11 protein-coding genes and 1 pseudogene are annotated in these 18040 nt (G+C 45.4%); 3 read left to right on the top strand and 9 right to left on the bottom strand.

Annotated elements, in window-relative coordinates:
- Positions 1-96 precede the first annotated feature (96 nt).
- Positions 97-804 (top strand): ABC transporter ATP-binding protein, encoded by a 708-nt coding sequence (locus QUA34_RS26140; RefSeq protein ID WP_041623339.1) that lies wholly within the window; start codon positions 97-99, stop codon positions 802-804.
- Positions 805-1016: 212 nt separating this feature from the next.
- Here the strand turns inward: QUA34_RS26140 and QUA34_RS26135 are convergent, their stop codons facing one another.
- From QUA34_RS26135 to QUA34_RS26120, 4 genes are all read right to left on the bottom strand, one after another.
- Positions 1017-6509, bottom strand: a complete 5493-nt coding sequence (locus QUA34_RS26135; RefSeq protein ID WP_333390007.1) for a response regulator — start codon at positions 6507-6509, stop codon at positions 1017-1019.
- On the bottom strand, positions 6509-6763 hold the full coding sequence (locus QUA34_RS26130) for a hypothetical protein (RefSeq protein ID WP_333390005.1): 255 nt from the start codon (positions 6761-6763) through the stop codon (positions 6509-6511). The genes QUA34_RS26135 and QUA34_RS26130 overlap by 1 nt, the downstream gene beginning before the upstream one ends.
- Positions 6764-7058: 295 nt before the next feature.
- A complete protein-coding gene (locus QUA34_RS26125; RefSeq protein ID WP_333390003.1) occupies positions 7059-8501 on the bottom strand; it encodes a hypothetical protein in 1443 nt (480 codons plus the stop codon).
- Positions 8502-8537: 36 nt separating this feature from the next.
- Complete coding sequence (locus QUA34_RS26120) at positions 8538-9749, bottom strand: acyltransferase family protein (RefSeq protein WP_333390001.1); 1212 nt, start codon at positions 9747-9749, stop codon at positions 8538-8540.
- A gap of 1030 nt (positions 9750-10779) precedes the next feature.
- Between QUA34_RS26120 and QUA34_RS26115 the strand changes: the two genes are divergently transcribed.
- Positions 10780-11211 carry a pyridoxamine 5'-phosphate oxidase family protein gene (locus tag QUA34_RS26115; RefSeq protein WP_333389999.1) on the top strand — a complete coding sequence of 144 codons (432 nt, stop codon included), beginning with the start codon at positions 10780-10782 and terminating at the stop codon, positions 11209-11211.
- 153 nt (positions 11212-11364) lie between these two features.
- Here the strand turns inward: QUA34_RS26115 and QUA34_RS26110 are convergent, their stop codons facing one another.
- A complete protein-coding gene (locus QUA34_RS26110) occupies positions 11365-12237 on the bottom strand; it encodes an alpha/beta hydrolase (protein WP_333389997.1) in 873 nt (290 codons plus the stop codon).
- A gap of 387 nt (positions 12238-12624) precedes the next feature.
- On the opposite strand from QUA34_RS26110, the gene QUA34_RS26105 reads away from it, so the two are divergent.
- Complete coding sequence (locus QUA34_RS26105; protein ID WP_333389995.1) at positions 12625-13119, top strand: GAF domain-containing protein; 495 nt, start codon at positions 12625-12627, stop codon at positions 13117-13119.
- Positions 13120-13421: 302 nt separating this feature from the next.
- Here QUA34_RS26105 and QUA34_RS26100 read toward each other — a convergent pair whose 3' ends face one another.
- From QUA34_RS26100 to QUA34_RS26085, 4 genes and pseudogenes are all read right to left on the bottom strand, one after another.
- Entirely contained in the window at positions 13422-13742 is a 321-nt protein-coding gene (locus QUA34_RS26100; protein WP_333389993.1) for an element excision factor XisI family protein, read from the bottom strand.
- Positions 13730-14146, bottom strand: a pseudogene (locus QUA34_RS26095) (element excision factor XisH family protein). Before QUA34_RS26095 ends, QUA34_RS26100 begins: the two are co-directional and overlap by 13 nt.
- Positions 14147-14365: 219 nt before the next feature.
- Positions 14366-17326 carry an excinuclease ABC subunit UvrA gene (gene uvrA, locus QUA34_RS26090; RefSeq protein WP_333389992.1) on the bottom strand — a complete coding sequence of 987 codons (2961 nt, stop codon included), beginning with the start codon at positions 17324-17326 and terminating at the stop codon, positions 14366-14368.
- Between the two features lie 73 nt (positions 17327-17399).
- Positions 17400-17843, bottom strand: a complete 444-nt coding sequence (locus QUA34_RS26085) for a retroviral-like aspartic protease family protein (protein ID WP_333214113.1) — start codon at positions 17841-17843, stop codon at positions 17400-17402.
- Between the last annotated feature and the right edge of the window lie 197 nt (positions 17844-18040).

Here is an 18040-nt window from a genome sequence, read left to right as displayed (position 1 = left end):
CTGATTACTATAAAAAAAGTTAATTTTAAATAAATGCAATAAAAATTTATAATTAGTCTGGATAATATAATAAAGCACAAAGCAGAAAGAGTAATTATGTTGGAAATTAAAGACATTCACACCTACTACGGAAATATCCACGCCCTCAAAGGAGTATCGCTAACAGTCTCGCAGGGAGAAGTGGTGACATTAATCGGCAGCAACGGGGCGGGGAAAACGACCACTCTCCGCACGATTCAAGGACTGCTGCGCCCGCGCCAAGGCACTGTATTATTTGAGGGAAAGCCTTTAGAAGCACTATCTACAGAGGCGATCGTCCGTTTGGGGATTTCTCAAAGTCCCGAAGGGCGGCTGATTTTTCCGCGAATGACGGTGCAAGAAAACCTGGAAATGGGTGCTTATCTCCGCAACGATACTCTCGGTATCAAGTCCGATATGGAAAAAGCATTAAATTTATTTCCTCGTTTGCGAGAAAGAATTAGTCAAAAAGGGGGAACTCTCAGCGGCGGCGAACAGCAAATGTTGGCGATCGCCCGCGCTTTGATGTCGCGCCCCCGCTTGTTATTATTGGACGAGCCGAGTATGGGATTGGCACCGATGTTAGTCAGTCAAATTTTTGCGATCGTCCGCGATATTAATGCTGAAGGAACAACTATTTTACTGGTGGAACAAAACGCCCGCATGGCTTTAAGTGTAGCGCACCGCGGCTATGTTATCCAAACTGGTCAGGTTGTAGTCGCTGGTAGTGCTAGCGATTTGCAGTCAAATGAAACTGTTCGCAAAGCATATTTAGGTGAAAGTTAAATATGGGCCTTGGCCAAACAGGGCATTGGGCATTGGCCAAACAGGGCATTGGGCATTGGGTAGTGGTTATTGAAACTGACAACTAACAACCAAAAACCAACAAATAACAAATAATATCGTTTCCGGTTGCATCGGTATTGTTCAAACAGTCAACAGTCAACAGTCAACAGTCAACAATTCCGGAGGAGTGCAACCGGAATTGATATAACAAATTACCCTATTTGCGATCGCAACTTCCCCGTTTCCAATTCCGTCTCAAAAGCCGCCCGCACCTTTTCCCACTCCGCTTGGGCTTCCAACAGGCGATCGCGCGCCGTACTCACATCAAAAACCTGTTCCCCTCCAGACTCAACCGCCACGCGACCCATATACTCCAACTCCTTGCAAACAGCAGAAAAAGACACGGCTCCTAAATTGGCGCTGCTAGACTTCAGCGTGTGAGAAGCCAGCTTCAAACTATCAGCATCGCCCAGAAAAATAGCCTCCTTAATAGTTTCTAAATGTTGCGGTGCGTCTACCAAATATATCTTAATCAGCTCCCCCAAAAAATCTGGGTCTTCATCATCGTCTAGTTCGCGAAGATTTTGCAAAATATGAAAATCAATCGGCGAATCGGCTCCCGGTTGAACGCTCGAAGATGCCGCAGCATCACTGTCAACTTGATCAGAAATATCTTGATTGTTTTGCTCAGTAACCGTATCCAATTCATCCCGAATCAGAGGTGAACACTTGCTCAAGGCGATCGCCAACTCTTCCCGCCGCACCGGCTTAGTAATATAATCGTCCATACCTGCTTCCAGACACTTTTCGCGATCGCCCTGCATCGCATTAGCAGTCATCGCAATAATTCTCGGCTTCTTGTTAGCAGGCCATTCCTGACAAATGCGGCGCGTCGCTTCCAACCCATCCATGTTCGGCATCTGCACATCCATCAGCACAACATCGTAAGATTGCCGCTTCAGGGCCTCCAAAACCTCCAACCCATTAGCCGCAATATCAGCCCGATATCCTATCCTGTCGAGTAAATGCGTAGCGACTTTTTGATTCACCACATTGTCCTCAGCCAGCAAAATCCGAATCTGACTAGAATTAGTTGCATCCTGTCCGGCAGAATTCGCCGCAACCTGCCTCAAAACAGCAGGCGTCCGCTGCACGCGGTGCTGTTCTTGAGAATTTTCAAAATACTTCAATCCCGAAGTCACAGTCACCACATTTGAAACTTCTCCCCTGCCGCTTCTGCCAGTAACATATCCAAAAACTTGCAGCAACACATTATAAAACTGTGACTGTTTTAAAGGCTTAGTTAAAAAAGCAGAAAAATGTACCTCTGTAGTTTCAAGTTTTTTCCAAACTTCCGCCTTACTTAAATAAGTAAACAGCACCAAAGGTAGGGCAATTTTGCGAGGGTTTTTAACCATGACATTCGGATTTAGGCCGTCGCCGCCGGACAAATTGCTCAGCTCAAATTTCCGAATCTCCACAGCCAACGCCACACCGTCCATATCTGGTAGATTCATCGCCAAAATAGCTAAATCGAGCGGCGAGTTTCCTTTGATGATTTCCAAAGCCTCAGCACCAGAAGTTACAGCCACGGGTATCATTCCCCAAGACTCTGCCTGACGGATCAAAACTTGCCGATTAATGGCATGATGCTCAACAATTAATAAGTGCTTACCAGCGGCAAATTCCGGTCTTTTTTCCTCAGCCCGGAGGTCATTCGCTTCAGCAGCCACCGTGAAATAAAAAATCGAACCCGAACCCGATATCGACGGCGGAGTAAATTCTGCAGGCGACCTTCCAGCGATACTTTGTCCGAGCGCAGAAACTCCCGGTTGAGACTTAGAACTTCGCGGATCAACCTGGCTGACAACCCACATTGTACCGCCCATCATATCGCTCAAACGCTGGCTGATTGCCAGTCCCAAACCCGTCCCGCCGTAATGTCGCGTTGTCGAAGCATCCACCTGCGAAAAAGCTTTAAACAGGCGATCCATCCGGTCGGGCGGAATGCCAATTCCCGTATCTTGGACAGCAAATTGAATCTCGTATTGTTTGCTACGTGCCACCTCTCCCTGGTTAATTGCTAGCGGTTGTGGCGCTAGAATATTAATTTTATCGGGTGAACTATTAGCAGCTACCTGTTCAATTTCCCTAGCCGTACAGCACACCACAATTTCTCCAGATTCTGTAAACTTAACTGCATTGCCCAGCAGATTTACCAAAATTTGGCGCAGTCTCGTGACATCTCCTAAAATGTTTTTCGGAACAGAATCATCAATAAAGTAAGCCAGCTCTAAACCTTTTTCTGAGGCTCTAGGAGCCAGTAATTCCAGAGATTCTTCTATACAGTTTTGCAGCTCGAAGGGGCTGCGTTCCAAATCCAATTTTCCAGATTCAATTTTGGAAAAGTCGAGAATATCGTTAATAATAGTCAGCAAAGCATCGCCGCTGGTACGAATTGTCTCCACAAAATCTCGCTGTTCAGGAGTTAGTTCCATATCCAGCAGCAAGCCCGTCATCCCGATGACCGCATTCATCGGAGTGCGGATTTCGTGACTCATAGTCGCTAAAAATTCGCTCTTAGCTCTATTAGCAACTTCCGCCGCTTGTCGCGCTTGATCCAAAGCTTCATTTTGCTCGGCTAACTGTCGCTGTCGCTGAACTTCGGTTTCTAAAAGTTGTGCTTGAGCTAAAGTAATTCCAACTTGCGCGGCCACATCTTCTAAAAGTTCAATTTCGTCGGGATTCCACTGGCGAGTTGCATCGCACTGGTGCAAAGTAATAATTCCATTGGGTTCTCCTTGATAGGAAGTGCGAACAGCCAACATAGATTTTAATCCGATGCGGCGACACATCGGTCCCGAAGATTCCAGCAAAGGATCGGCAAACACATCGGGAGATGCTAGGGCTATATCCTCAGCGAGGAGTTTTTCGGTGTACGGGTTATAAGTGACAGAAAGTTCTAAATCTAAAGCCGATTCGTGACCGGGTTCCAAGTATTCCGCAACGCAAGGAAGGTGGGGATAAGGTTCGGAAAGATAGGTATGAATTGTACAGCGATTGACACCAAATACGCGGCCGATTTGGGTGGCGGTAGTTTGGAAAATTTCTTGAGTGTCTAAGGTCGATCGCACTTTTTGAGTAATTTGTTTGAGTAGTAAAACGCGCTGGTACTGACGTTGCAAAGTTCGCTCTCGCTCTTCGCGGGCAATTTCTGCGCCGATGTAATTGCCCATCAACTTTAAAATTTCAAAATTCAGCGGTTTAAAAGGAGATTTAGTGGTGCGGGAAGTAAAGCTCAAAGTGCCAAAAACTCGCCCTTGCACTATTACCCTCGTCCCCACAAAAGCCTCCAACTTGCGGACGCTGTAAGCGGGGTGGTTGCGCCACTGAGTAGTGCCGGCTGATTCGACAGAAATAGGTTCGCTCGATCGCAAAACCTCTCGCTCAAAGGTTCTGCTCAAAGCAAAACCGTCTCCTTTAGCAAATCCAAAGGGAAAATCTTCCGGTACATAAGCCGCAATCACTTCGTAGCGATCGCCCAAAACCCTGCCCAACAGCCCGATATCCATCCCAAACTGACTGCAACCCATTGCCAGCAACCGGATCGTTCGATCGTCAAAAGAGCCTTCTGAACTCACCATTACCTCGTAGAGCGATCGAATTGCCCGCTCACTTTCCCGCAGTTCCTCAACTCCTTCGAGGCGGTTGCAGACATCGTGCAAAGTCCCAAAAATTCCCGCTATTTCGCCTTGGGAATTCCGCCGGACTTGGGCAAATAGTTCCACGGAAACAAAACCGGAATCACTGTGAATTCCCAAGGAGTTTTTCCCAGCCAACGATTTGGACTTAAATCGCAGTTCTCGCCGTTCAAATTCCGACTTCCCCGACAGCAAAGACTCCAATAAATTTGCACATTGCTCGCGCTCATCTGGATGCACCCAGTCTAAAAAATTAGTTTGTAAACTTTCGGAAACCGGAAAATTCGTAATTTCCGTCCAAGCGCGGTTTAGAAATTTCCAAACCCCCGCCGCATCTATGTGGAAAATTACTGTTGCTTTCAAAGAGTCAAATAGATGGAATTGTTCTCGATCATGCTCGCGGTTTTTGACTTCAAACTCCTTGTTTAGAGTAATATCTGTATGAGTTCCTACTACCCGCAGCGGTTTGCCAGTAGCGCTACGTAAAACTTGACCCCGGTTCAACACCCAGACAGTGCTGCCGTCTTTACAGTACATCCGATATTCTGCTGCAAAATCCGGTGTCTTTTGGGCGAAGTGTTCTTCTAAAGCTGCCTTTACCGAGTCAATATCATCTCTGTGGATGCGACTCCACCATTCCGATCGGCGATTCGAGATTTCCCCTTCTTGGTAGCCCAGCATTTCTTGCCACCGCGCCGAATAAAAAAACTCATCTGTTTCGAGATTCCAGTCCCAAATCCCCTGATTGTTGACTGCAGGGGGGAGATTTGGCCGCTCTACGAAAGTGTGGTGAGAAATTTCAGCTATCTCGTGGCTATTTGCTGCTGTCCGCTGTATTTCTGCTGAGAGTTTTTTGTATTGAGCGTTGCTAGATTCTAGCTGGCGCTGCAAAGCAATTAAGCCAGAATGCAGAGATTTTGAATCCAGCGCTTGTAAAAGGATAGTTTTAGGATTAATAATCCCGATCGGGTGATTTGTTTCGTTGATGACTAATAAAGGCAACTGGCAGTAGTGTTTTTGCAGCAGCGCGACGGCTGCTTCGAGGGTAGAGTGCGATCGCACCAGCGGCGGCGAACTGCTGCAAATTGCTCCCGCTTTAATTTTGTTAGAGTCTCTTCCCAGCGCCTGCAACTGCACAATATCCCGCGAACTTACCACCCCAACCAGTTTGTGAATGTTGGGATTTGTAAATTTGGAATTGTGAGCCGCACCAGTCGAGTGTTGATCGGGAGTTTCAGTGATTAATACATAACTAACATGGTGTCTAAACATCAGTTGCGCTAAGTAGCGAACCGAAGAATTAGAAGGAGCGTGAATTATTCTTGAAGCTGCTATTTGAGGGATTTGATAAAGTTTAATTAAACTTGCGGGCAGCTCTAATTTCTGATGCACAATTGGCAGCGGCGGAGGGAAGGCGAAAGCCGCAGGTGGCGAAGTGCTGCTAGTTGCTTTTGGTGTCGATTCCCCAATTCCCTGCAACATTTGCACCAAGCTTTGAGAGCTAATTAAACCGACAAGTTCTTCAGCCTCGCTAACGACCGGCAAATGGCTGATCTGATTTTTCTCCAGCAGACTTGCTAAGGCAAAAAAGTCGGGAATTTCCGATTCTCGGGCTACAGTTACGGTTCTGATCATGATTTGCTCGATCGCAAATCCCCTCAAAGCAGCGCCGATCGAATTTAGCTGTACGATATCTCGCGTTGTAAAAATCCCCAGCACTGTCTGGCTGCTCGGATAGGGAGCTTTTGAGCCGTTGAGACGCAGCCCGTTGCCTCCTGTGTGTATCGCAGGCCGTATGCCGTTGTAGAAACCCGACTGTTCCCGCGATTGTGGGGAAGTCCCGTTGGTGGGATTTCCGAGTTGAGAATGCCCGCGCGGTTCTACCACGAGGACGTAACTGGCTCCTGTGCTACTCATCAGCTCGATCGCCTTTTCTACGGGCGTCTCAGGGGTGACGGTGAGGGGATTGCGGTTGATGACCTGACTGAGGGAGGGAATAAACATCAGGGGGCATAAAAGTGATATTTGTTGGAAAAAGCCGATCGCGAGCAGCAGGTTGATTGAGAGGCTTTACCCGCGAGATTTCCAAGCGCGCTCAAAGTTTCTGTACGATTCAACTCACCCATACTTCCAGCATCTTGGCATTTAAAATTAATTCCGTGCCATATCCTGATAATTGACGGCTTCTGACTTTCAGAACCAATGCTATCTGCCAGAGGGCGGACATGAAGGCTGGCGGGCAATTCCTCGCTTAGCATAACTGCTGCGGGTTTACGAGCAAGAATTTCTGCGATTGTCTGGACTGCACCCTACTTTCTGCCCCTCAACGGAACTCTCGCTCGCATTCTGTTTGAGGCAAGATACCTGCACCCTACCAATTTACCAGCGACAGGAGGGGAATCACAACAGGACGACTTAGGTATGGCAACTGTGCAATTAGGGGTTCGAGGGTTCGAGGGTTCGAGGGTTCCAGGGCCAAACAGGCAGAAAATAAATAATTCTGAGCATAACTAATTCTATCTTATCCCAATTATGGCCCAGAGGATTTGAGCTTCACTTCTGGCGATCGAACTTGATGAGAATAGCGCTGTTCCCCGCCAGTGCAAAACTCGCATTGCCGCCCTTCAGCCTTAAGCTACCAACAACCTCATCCATTGTTTGAGAACTGAACTCCCGCACCGTGCCATTACCAGTTTTTATCAGCTCCGAAATATCAGCATTAACAGTGTAAGATGTTGCTCGGTCATTGACAACCAGCAAGTAAACATTCTTGCTAGCATCAAGAGTTGCAACTGCCATTAAATCCGAACTGTTAGTGATAGGAAAAAAGGTAGCTTTCCCGCCCTGCAAAGCCCTAATTGCCATCCGCAAAGCATAGTAGCCCGCGCGCCGTTTTCCCCCGTCTCCTAGCAAACCTTCCGCCAGTCCCTGCTTTCCCCAGTCGTACAAACAGAATATGTGACTGCCGTCAATATAATTATCCCCTGGTTGGGAACCTCGAATCAAATTCTTAATCAAATTTAAAGCTAAAGATAAATCGCCGTAGCTAATTTCGTAAGTTCCCCATTCTCCTACCCAAAGCTGCGAGTTAGCGCGGACAGTACCGTTCATCCAGCCGCGGACTTTGCGGGTGTAGTTAGAAATATCTGCATCGTAGTTGTGGACATTGACTGTATCGAAATAATTCGCTATTTCCTGCAAAGCACTAGCCGGCCAATTGCTGCCGCCTACGGTTTTCGGGCCATGGATGCGATAAGTGCGATCGGGCAAATAAGTTTTATAAACAAAGTCGATCGCATCTTTTGCCACCTTAACCAATTCAAAATAGTCAGCCCTAGTCCCGCCCCAACCCTGATCGCGATTGTCCGGTTCGTTGTGAATTTCCCAATCATCAACGCGGTAATCATTGCGAACATTCAGCCAATAAACCGTAGCAAAAACGTGTTCCCACCACTCGTTCCAATCTTCTCCTGTGCGCGGCGGATTCAGTTGCAGCGCCCAACTCGGATTCCAGCCATTATCAACATTCCGAATACTCACCACCGGGCGAATATTTGCTTGTTTGAGACTATTAAAAATAGTTTTGGCATTGCCTTGCCAAACAGTACCGGGTTGTCCCGACCACCAATAATCGCTACCCTCGGGCGGATTAGTCATAATCTGATCCCAATGCGCCCAATTAATTATATTGGGATTTGTCTTAATTTCCTCAATAGATGGCCAACCGTATTTACCGTCGTCGTCTTCAGCTTCCCACCGGGACATCCCGCCGTAAATGCGGTAGGTATTAATTCCCAAGTCTTGCAAATCTTTGATGTCGAAATTGATACTGCCCTCGACTGCACCGATGTAGCGAGTGCTGACACCCGCAGCAGTACCGGAAATTTTAATTGTTTCGATGTTTTGAGCAAAAGTTGTCGTTCCGCTGAACAACTCTAGGCTGAGGGCAATTAAAAGGCCTAGAAACAAATTCAGAATTCTAGTTTTTGATAACACGTGATTATTAACTACTAACTTTGGTTATTTTCTGCCCTAGGAGAGACCCCTCGCTAATCTAACTCGACGGGCGATCGAGTTTGTTAGCTGTTGTAATAAAAAAGCATTAACTATGCCAATTTCAATAATTAATACATAAAGTAAAATAGCACGGGTAGCAGTCAAAAGTGAAGGTTCACCTCGCACAACCACCCTAAAAAATTTGGGTATTACAATTAACCCTATAAACTGCGTTAAATATAGTTCATAGGAAATCTTAGAAATCCCTGTTAAAAATCTCGTTGTTAAGTCGGAGAAATTTATTAATAGTCTACACACATTAAAGACAATTACAAATATGCCAAATCCAAGGAAAGCATCATAAAAAGACAGTCCAAAAGGGAAATATACGCCTAGAAATTGGGGATTTGAAAATTTGAAGGAACCCATAATACCCAATATTTCAAAAATTATTGCTAAGGCTATTGTGACGGGCTTAGTTAGGTAATTAATTAATAGAGTAGGATTACTTGCATAAACCTTGGCCATTGCCATTCCTAAACAAAACTCAAATAACCTTGAAATTGCTAAATAGCCTGGATAACTGAGATCGCCCAAGATTGGCGAAAATACCTTGTTAAACCCTAAGATTAAAACTAAAAATGTATAGATAACTTTAATAACAAAAGAAGTGAAGAGAAAGTGTTCTATAGAAAATTTTTGTAAAGATTTAAATAGCAAGAAAAAGCACAAATAAAATTGAATGAGTGGAAACATAAACCAAGAAAATGGTATGGCTTTATCGAGAATTATCCAACTTCTCCAAAATGACCACCAATCAAAATAGCCATAAAATAAATCCGCTCTTAACCGAGGAATTATAAAAGATACAGCTAAAAGTATCCAGTAGGTTGGGTAGAGCCGGATAAATTTTTTGCTCATAAAATTAATCCAGCTTTCATCAGGCTTTAAAAGTCTTGAATAAGCCAGTCCAAAACCACTGAGAATGAAAAAAATATGAACTCCCTGATATCCAAGCAAGAAAAATATATTCACTAAATCAAAAACTATATTGTCTACACTATTAAATGGTAGGGGAAAAAACTTAGCAATCGTCGAGGCTGGGCCTACTACTTTTGCATACTCGAAAAAGTGGTTGTATCCAAAAAATGGAGGCAAGAAATTGAAGTACCAAAAATGAACCCCCACTACCCAGCAGGCGGCAAAGCCTCTCATGATATCTAATTCTTGAAATCGATTATACTTCATAAATAAAAATATCCGTTTAACTCCAACTTATAGCAACAGTCAAAATATTTACAATGTCAAGCTTAGGACGTACTCGATCGCTCTTAGGATGCTGCGGCAAAAATTCTACTCTATGTTATAAGCGCCAGCCCTGTCAAGGTGGTGAAGAAAACCCTCAAACCCTTGAAATATCTAAGGCTGCGATCGTTAAATCTGATTCTTTTAACAGGTGATTAAGAATAAACTAGGTTTATTGCCGATCGCCAGCCGGTAGGATGAGGTAAAGTAGGTCGATCGCACCAATACGCTATGAGGGCAGTGTGCACCCACAAACTACGAGATTTCAAGCGTTTGAGGGAGTTATATACCAGGCTCGGCATTCACGCCAGACAGGGCGGGTCATCAGCGTCAAGCCGATCGCATTTGCCGCATAACCGCAGCGTGAACCATCCCTAAATTGCGCGCTGCGGTTATGCGGCGATGTTTTTTGATCACGGATTATATAGCAACCGCCAAGACGGTTAGGACGTTGTTAATGGCTGAAACGATTGATTTTATTGCTTCTTCCTTCTTCCTTCTTCCGACTTCCATCGGACTTCTGCTATATCTAGTGTCAGAGCATTCCAGGGGACGATCGCCTTTTGTTCACTGGTAACAAGAAAACATGGATGCCCAAGCTGCAGATAAAGCGAGTTTGGGCTTTATCTGGGCTGAAAATTTGTTTAAGTCCCGTTAGGAAAAAACGCTTTTATTTATTAATTAGACGATCACCATTTAATAAAAAAAATAAACCCTCAGCAATTGCCGAGGGTTTATTTTCAAAATCATACAAATTTTCCGACAAAAAATATCTAGGTCTAAAGGTAGATGATATTTGTGACTAACCCAGGTTATTTTTAGTGAAATTCTCTACTTGTTTATAGCCACAAAATAGGCGCCTCAAAAACGCAATAATTAGAGCCCAAGCCCCACTCGTGAAGCAACCTAAAACATCGAGGGATTTCTCTAGAGTAAGTCTTAAAGGAGCATAACATTGTTAGATATTGATGAAATGAGTTCAAAAGAAATACAAGAACTTTTGCAGCAAGTAGGACACGGACACCTCGGCTGTGTATTTGAAGGGCATCCCTACGTTTTGCCAATGCACTATTATCTCCAAGATTCGGACATATACATTTTCACAACAGTCGGGATGAAAACGAAGTATATGGACGGCAATCCAGAAGTCTGCTTGCAAGTGGAAGAAGTCCGCGATATGGAACACTGGCGCAGCGTTGTCGTGAACGGGCGAGCAGAACGCCTTACGCAGCAGGAAGACATCGATCGCGCAATGCAATTGGTCAAAGAACACAACCCGACACTTTCACCCGCCATCAATCGCACCTGGATTGACTCGCTGGGGCGTGCGGAAACCATCGCAATTTACCGCATTCAGCCCTGGGAAATGAGCGGGCGCACGACGGAGGGAATCAGCAGTCGGTGAACGTCGAGACTCACTTGTAACCGGGTTTTTTACGAAAATACTTAATTAAGATTTTCAATCTCGGTAAAAAACCCGGTTTACGAGCGTCAGAGCGCCTCCAAGACTACAAATTACTAAAAAGTGCTACCGGGGAAAATAGTGCCAAATATCAGCTCAAACAGCTTTGCTTGCCAAAAAATCTCTCATGTACCGATTCACTAACTGCGGCTGTTCCTGCTGCACCCAGTGGCTGCAATTAGGAATGTAATAAATCTGAAAATCGCGGACGTAATCTGCGGTTCCATAGGTTAACTCTTTGCCGAGGGCGGCATCATTTTCTCCCCAAATCATCAGCGTCGGAACTTCTAGAACCCTCCAATTCTGGCGATCGAGAAATCCGCCAGCTAGATTGCGGTAATAATTGATAGTAGCAGTCAGAGCGCCCCGTTTGGCCGCCGCATCTTTGTAAGCTTCGATATCTAAGGGGCTAAAGGTGCTTTTGTCAACTGCCATACCTTCCAAAGCAGCCGAAATTGCCTGATAGTCGCCCAACTGAATTAACAACTCCGGCAAAACTGGCAACTGAAAGAAAAAGATGTACCAAATTTTCAGCAATTGTTGGGGAATGCGTAACCCTTCAGCCAACTTGGCCGGATGTGGTAGATTCATCACAATTAATTTATCCACCATTTGGGGATAAGCATAAGCAAAACTCCAGGCGATCGCGCCTCCCCAGTCGTGACCAACTAAGACGCAACTTTCGTATCCCAAACCCTGAATAATGCCCTTGACATCTTGCACAAACTCTGCCATCACGTAAGCAGATTGATCGTGAGGTTTGTCGCTGTCGTTGTAACCCCTGAGATCTACAGCGACGACTTTATAATCTGATGCAAATTCCGGGATTTGATGCCGCCAAGAATACCAAAATTCAGGAAATCCGTGTAGCATCAGCATCAGCGGCCCAGAACCTTGAGTGACATAGTGCAGTTTAATGCCGTTCGTAGCGATAAATTCGTGTTTCCAAGCAGCTTCTAGCACAGACATATTGGATGCTTCCTCTAGCTATCGAGATATCCTAGCAGTTCCTCTCTTTAAGAGGAACCAACTTTAGGCCTATCTAGCAATTCTCCCAGCACTTGTAAACTCTTCCTTTTCTCTTCATTTGTGGAACAGGCGTCCCATCGGTGGTTCTTCGCGAAAAAAAAGCCGTAGCTTGCGGGGCCCGACGCCATTGCCTGTTTCCCAAAAAGATTGCTATCTCTGTCAAAATAATAGTATAATGTTGCTGGCATCCAGACAACTGTTAAGCCAAAAATTACTCATTTTCGATCGCGCGAAAATCCCGAAGCGCAATAAGTTGAGGTGTGGTGATGATGCCAGTTCAATAATTAAGATCTGGCGAGTGTACTAGGAATTAAAGGAGTTAATACCATGTCTGGCGATCGCCTGCAAAACATTGTTAACCGTTTGACAGATCGTCTAAAGCGCGACGTATTAGTTGAACAATCCCTATACGACATTCGAGAAATTTTGCAGAGCGATCGCGCGGTGCTTTATCATTTTTATAAGCAGTGGCAAGGTCGAGTGACTTACGAGATGTTGAGTGCGATCGAACTCTCAATCTTGGGTTCAACGGGGCCAGATGAGTGTTTTAACGACGAATACGCTGCTTTGTACGAAGCCGGCAGAGTTAAAGCAATTGCAGATATTGAAGTAGAACCAATTAACCCATGCCACCGAGACTTTCTGCGTAGCCTGAAAGTTCGCGCCAATTTAGTTGTGCCAATTTTAACGAACAAAGGACTGTGGGGGCTGTTAATTGCTCATCAGTGCAGTGGGTCTCGCGCTTGGTCGCGATCGGACATTGAATTCATGCAGCAACAAGCACAACATATGGCAATGTCTCCCACAATTCAAGATAGTTAATTTTGAAGCCCAGATTCTGCTTTGTGACAGTTGGGGTATCGATCATAAAATATAGATGCGAAGTTTCCACTTTCCAGCCCTGATGAAAATTGTGCGAGCGCACTACTTTAATAAACTCTAAAAATGTTTAACTTTGAGAAGTAGAGAAAGAGCTTCCTCACGCTCGAATAACTGTAACCGAGACAGAAATCTTTACACATATATAATGTTGCAAAGCTTACGGGAAGATAATTTCCGATTCGATTTTGTGTAATTAATTCTGTCTAAATACTTATCGATCTAACTGTTCCAAACCTTTGTCTCTAGGAATAGTTGGTGGCAAGGATTTTTCGGATGCTGGGGGAGCGAAACCCCAAAATGATATCATGAGAAAACACCCCGCGTTGAATCAGTTCTCGATCGATATAGATTTCGGTACTGTTGTGTTGAATCCAGATTTGATTTGCGATGATATCAAGCTGCATGGCACAGCCATAGATGCGATATTCGTCGCGCCATTCGTTGTGCATGACGAGGTATCGATCGCGGGCGAAATCGAAGATTAGCTGAGCATTTGCGTCATTTTTTGAAAAGTCTTCTAGAAAATCACAAACAATTTTGCGGTATTCGTTTAGTCTATCCATTGGTCGATCGCCTCACGAGTTGGATTGTAAATAATTAGTCGGATTTCATAACGCTCGATGACAGTTTTTGCGGGTTCAAATCTGAGAAACATTTGGTAGGTATCGGTGGGCACTGCCAGATACAGTATACGTTCTGGTTCGTTAGAGACTTAGATGGCAATGCTATAGTTGAGGAACTGACCTAGGGCGGTGTGGAATTCAGAAATGGTGGAGCCACCTGCGAAACTTTTGACTTCTACAGCTATTTTACGTCCTTCTTTTTCAGCGGCGATCGCTTCTTCGGCTACAAGATTGATGTAGACATCAGCAACACCATAGCGTCACTGGTAGGGATCGTGGGTAATCTTCCAGCCATCTTTTTGTAAGGCGATTTTGACCGTGTTGTGGAAGATATTCCTTGCCATTTTTAGATTTTACCCAAGGATTTACATCGGATACTATCAGTACATATTATACCAGAATTTTACCCACGAATAACTGTAACCGATCGCCCCCTTAGAGTAGTATTAATTTCAGTTGTAAGGTGCGTCAGATATTGTCACTCTCAATAATCGTTATAAAAGCTCACCTGACGCACCTTACAATTGGATTTTAGTATGCCAATTGCATAATCCCTGTTACTATTAACTAACGGCTACAGCCTCCCCTAAAGGATGCTGCTGCAAAACAGCTTGCAAATATTTCCCAGTATAAGACCTCTGATTTGCCGCCACATCCTCCGGCGTTCCCGCCACAATAATTTCGCCGCCCTTATCTCCCCCTTCGGGGCCTAAATCGATCGCCCAATCGCAGCACCGAATCACATCTAAATTGTGTTCGATTACCAAAATTGAGTTACCCTTATCCACCAATCTTTGCAGCACATTTAACAAATGGTGAACATCATAAAACGACAAACCCGTCGTGGGTTCATCGATTAAATAAAGCGTCTTCCCAGTAGCGCGGCGCGACAGTTCCGTTGCCAATTTTACCCGCTGCGCTTCGCCTCCAGAAAGCGTCGGCGCCGGCTGTCCCAACTGAATGTAACCCAAACCAACATCAACCAAAGTTTGCAGTCTGACGCCCGCCCTGGGAATATTTTTAAACATTTCCAAAGATTCCTCTACGGTCATGTTCAAAACATCAGAAATCGACTTGCCTTTGTACTTAACTTGCAGCGTTTCCCGGTTGTACCGTGCACCCTTGCAAACCTCACACTGCACGTAAACATCCGGCAGAAAATTCATCGAAATCACGTTCACGCCTTGGCCCCCGCAAGCTTCGCACCTTCCCCCTTTCACGTTAAAAGAAAACTGCCCCGCTTTGTAACCTCTTGCCTTCGCTTCAATGCTTTCGGCAAACAAATCCCGAATCACATCAAAGACTCCCGTGTAAGTAGCGGGATTAGAACGCGGAGTACGGCCGATAGGAGATTGATCGATGACAATGACCTTATCAACCACATCCTCTAGAGAGCGTTCCCCTTTAGTTTTGAGGGCGTCCATATCGGGTGGTAAAGGCACTTTTTTGGTGATATAATGTTGCAGCGACGGGTACAGCAATTCATTGATTAAAGTTGATTTTCCCGAACCGGAAACGCCTGTCACGCAGACGAGTTTTCCCAGGGGAATTTCGACATCAATATTTTTTAAATTGTTGCGCGTCGCATTGATGATTGAGAGAGCTTTACCGTTGCCTTTTCTCCTTTCATTAGGCGTTTCAATTACTCGCTTTCCTGACAAATAAGCCCCGGTCAAAGATTCCTCGGCTGCCAGCAAATTTTCTAAACTTCCTTGCGATATAATTTTGCCACCGTGAACGCCAGCACCGGGGCCGATATCGACAATGTGGTCGGCCGCTCGCATGGTTTCTTCATCGTGTTCTACGACAATCAAAGTATTGCCTAAATCGCGCAATTTTGTTAAGGTTTGCAGCAGGCGAAAGTTGTCTCTTTGGTGCAGTCCGATGCTGGGTTCGTCCAAAACGTAGAGAACACCAGTTAAACCAGAACCGATTTGAGTCGCCAGCCGAATTCGCTGGGCTTCTCCCCCAGAAAGCGTCATTGCTGCACGGTCTAAAGTCAGGTAATCTAACCCGACATCGAGCAAAAATTGCAGCCTTGCTTTGATTTCTCTCAGGGCTAAATCAGATATTTGGAATTGCCGATCGCTCAATCCCAAATTATTTACTCGTTCGCGACATTCGCGAATCGAAATACTCGTTAAATCGACAATTCCGTACTGTCCCAATCGCACTGAAAGCGCCTCGGTTTTCAAGCGCTTGCCGTGACAAACCTCGCAAGAGCGATCGACCCGATATTGTTCCAACTTCTGCTTGATCAAATCAGAACCAGTATCGTCGTACTGGCGCTGCAACATGGCAATCACGCCATTAAAATCTCTCCTCAACTCAGTGCTGCCGTCGCGCTTTTTACTTTCTGTGGTGCGCTTGGACTCATGGCCGTACAAAATTACCCGCTGGTGTTCGGGTCTTAATCGATACCAAGGAGTGTCGATATCAAACCCGCAAGTCTCAGCAATACTGAACAGCAAAGAAAGATAATAAGAATTGTCTTTGTCAGACCAAGGCGCGATCGCACAATAAACAGGCGCTTTCTCGTCGGGAACTACCAACTCCGGCGCAAAAGTCCGCAAACTCCCCAAGCCGTGGCAGTTTTGGCACGCGCCGTAGGGTGAATTAAAAGAAAATAACCGGGGTGAAAGTTCCTCCATTACCGCGCCGTGTTCGGGACAAGCAAAGTTTTCGGAAAATACGATCGGCCCCTGTGGTTCGGAATTTTCATCATTCGGTAACTCTTCAATTATCGCAATTCCCTCTGAATGGCGCAAACAAGTTGCCAGAGAATCAACTAAACGTTCTTCTAAACCGGGTTTTTTAATTAACCGATCGACAACTATCTCGATATTGTGCGTTAGATTTTTATCTAATTCGATATTTTCCGAAAGTTCTAAAATTTCTCCGTTAACTTTGACGCGAATAAATCCTTCCGCAGCTAAACTCGACAATAATTTGCGGTGAGTGCCTTTTTTTCCGCGCACAACTGGTGCCAGAAGGTGAAAGCGAGTGCCGTCAGGAAGTGCCATGACTCGATCGCACATTTCATCAATTGTCTGCGGCGCAATGCAGCGATCGCAAATCGGACAGTGCGGTTCACCGGCTCTGCCGTAGAGCAATCTGAGATAATCATAAATTTCTGTAACAGTGCCAACAGTCGATCGCGGGTTGTGAGAAGTTGACTTTTGGTCGATCGAAATAGCCGGACTCAAGCCTTCAATCGCATCCACATCCGGTTTGTCCAACTGTCCCAAAAACTGGCGCGCGTAGGCGCTGAGAGACTCGACGTAGCGGCGCTGTCCCTCAGCAAAAATTGTATCGAAAGCGAGGGAAGACTTACCAGAACCGGAGACGCCAGTAAAAACGATCAGTCGATCGCGCGGCAGTTCCAGATCGATATTTTTCAGGTTGTGCTGTCTCGCACCGCGAACCCGAATCGTATTTTGGTTGTTTGAGTGAGAATTCGTCACATTATGCCCGTTGCGGGATGCACTTGGCTGGCTGTTTGAGGTTTCGGCGCGTTGGGACATGAGAGTAGTGCAAAACAGTGCTTAACCATCTTAGCGCTGCAGATCGAATAGCTGGCATGCAAACTCAAGAATATCAAAGAATTGTCAAATAAGTTTCCGTCGGCCCGTCCGGCAAAACCTTCAATCTTTGATTTTTCAAATCCACTTCAATTCCCAGCGCTTCCATCGGAATCACCCCTAAAAGTGGCGTTTTCCCCTCTGGCAATTCCAAACACTCAAAAGTCCCTTCGCGGCCGCACAGAGAAATCGAAGCATCCCGAAAAATCCTCGCCTCACTAATGCCCGTGGCTGTTTCCACAACTACTTGCTTGAGAATTTTCAAACCCAGTCTGGCAATGACATCTTTAGGCAAACACAAAGTTGTCGCGCCCGTATCCACCAAAACATTTTCTAGAGTAACAGACCTCACTTGCTCGATGGGAATCAGATTATCTTCTGCTTTCCCTTCATCCAGCCGATTCGTAATTACCAGGGTTGTGATAACTTTTCCCATTAGGGTTTCCGTAGTTGTTTCCATTACGTTCAAATTATCATAAATTGCTGCTTCAATTTTAGCACATAGTTCCACAGATTGTAGGACGATGCACTCCCCACTTTACACCGCCCAACTGACGAATAGCTCTGGCTAAATTATCAATAGACCTCTTGCAAAAAAGATATATGTTATAATCAGAAGTTTTAAATTTAGCCCCCTAGAGCTAACTCATAATTGTA

This window comes from Microcoleus sp. POL10_C6, from assembly GCF_036701585.1.
GTDB lineage: Bacteria > Cyanobacteriota > Cyanobacteriia > Cyanobacteriales > Microcoleaceae > Microcoleus.
Note: the sequence above shows the minus strand (reverse complement) of the source record. Positions and strands in the feature narration are given on the sequence as shown.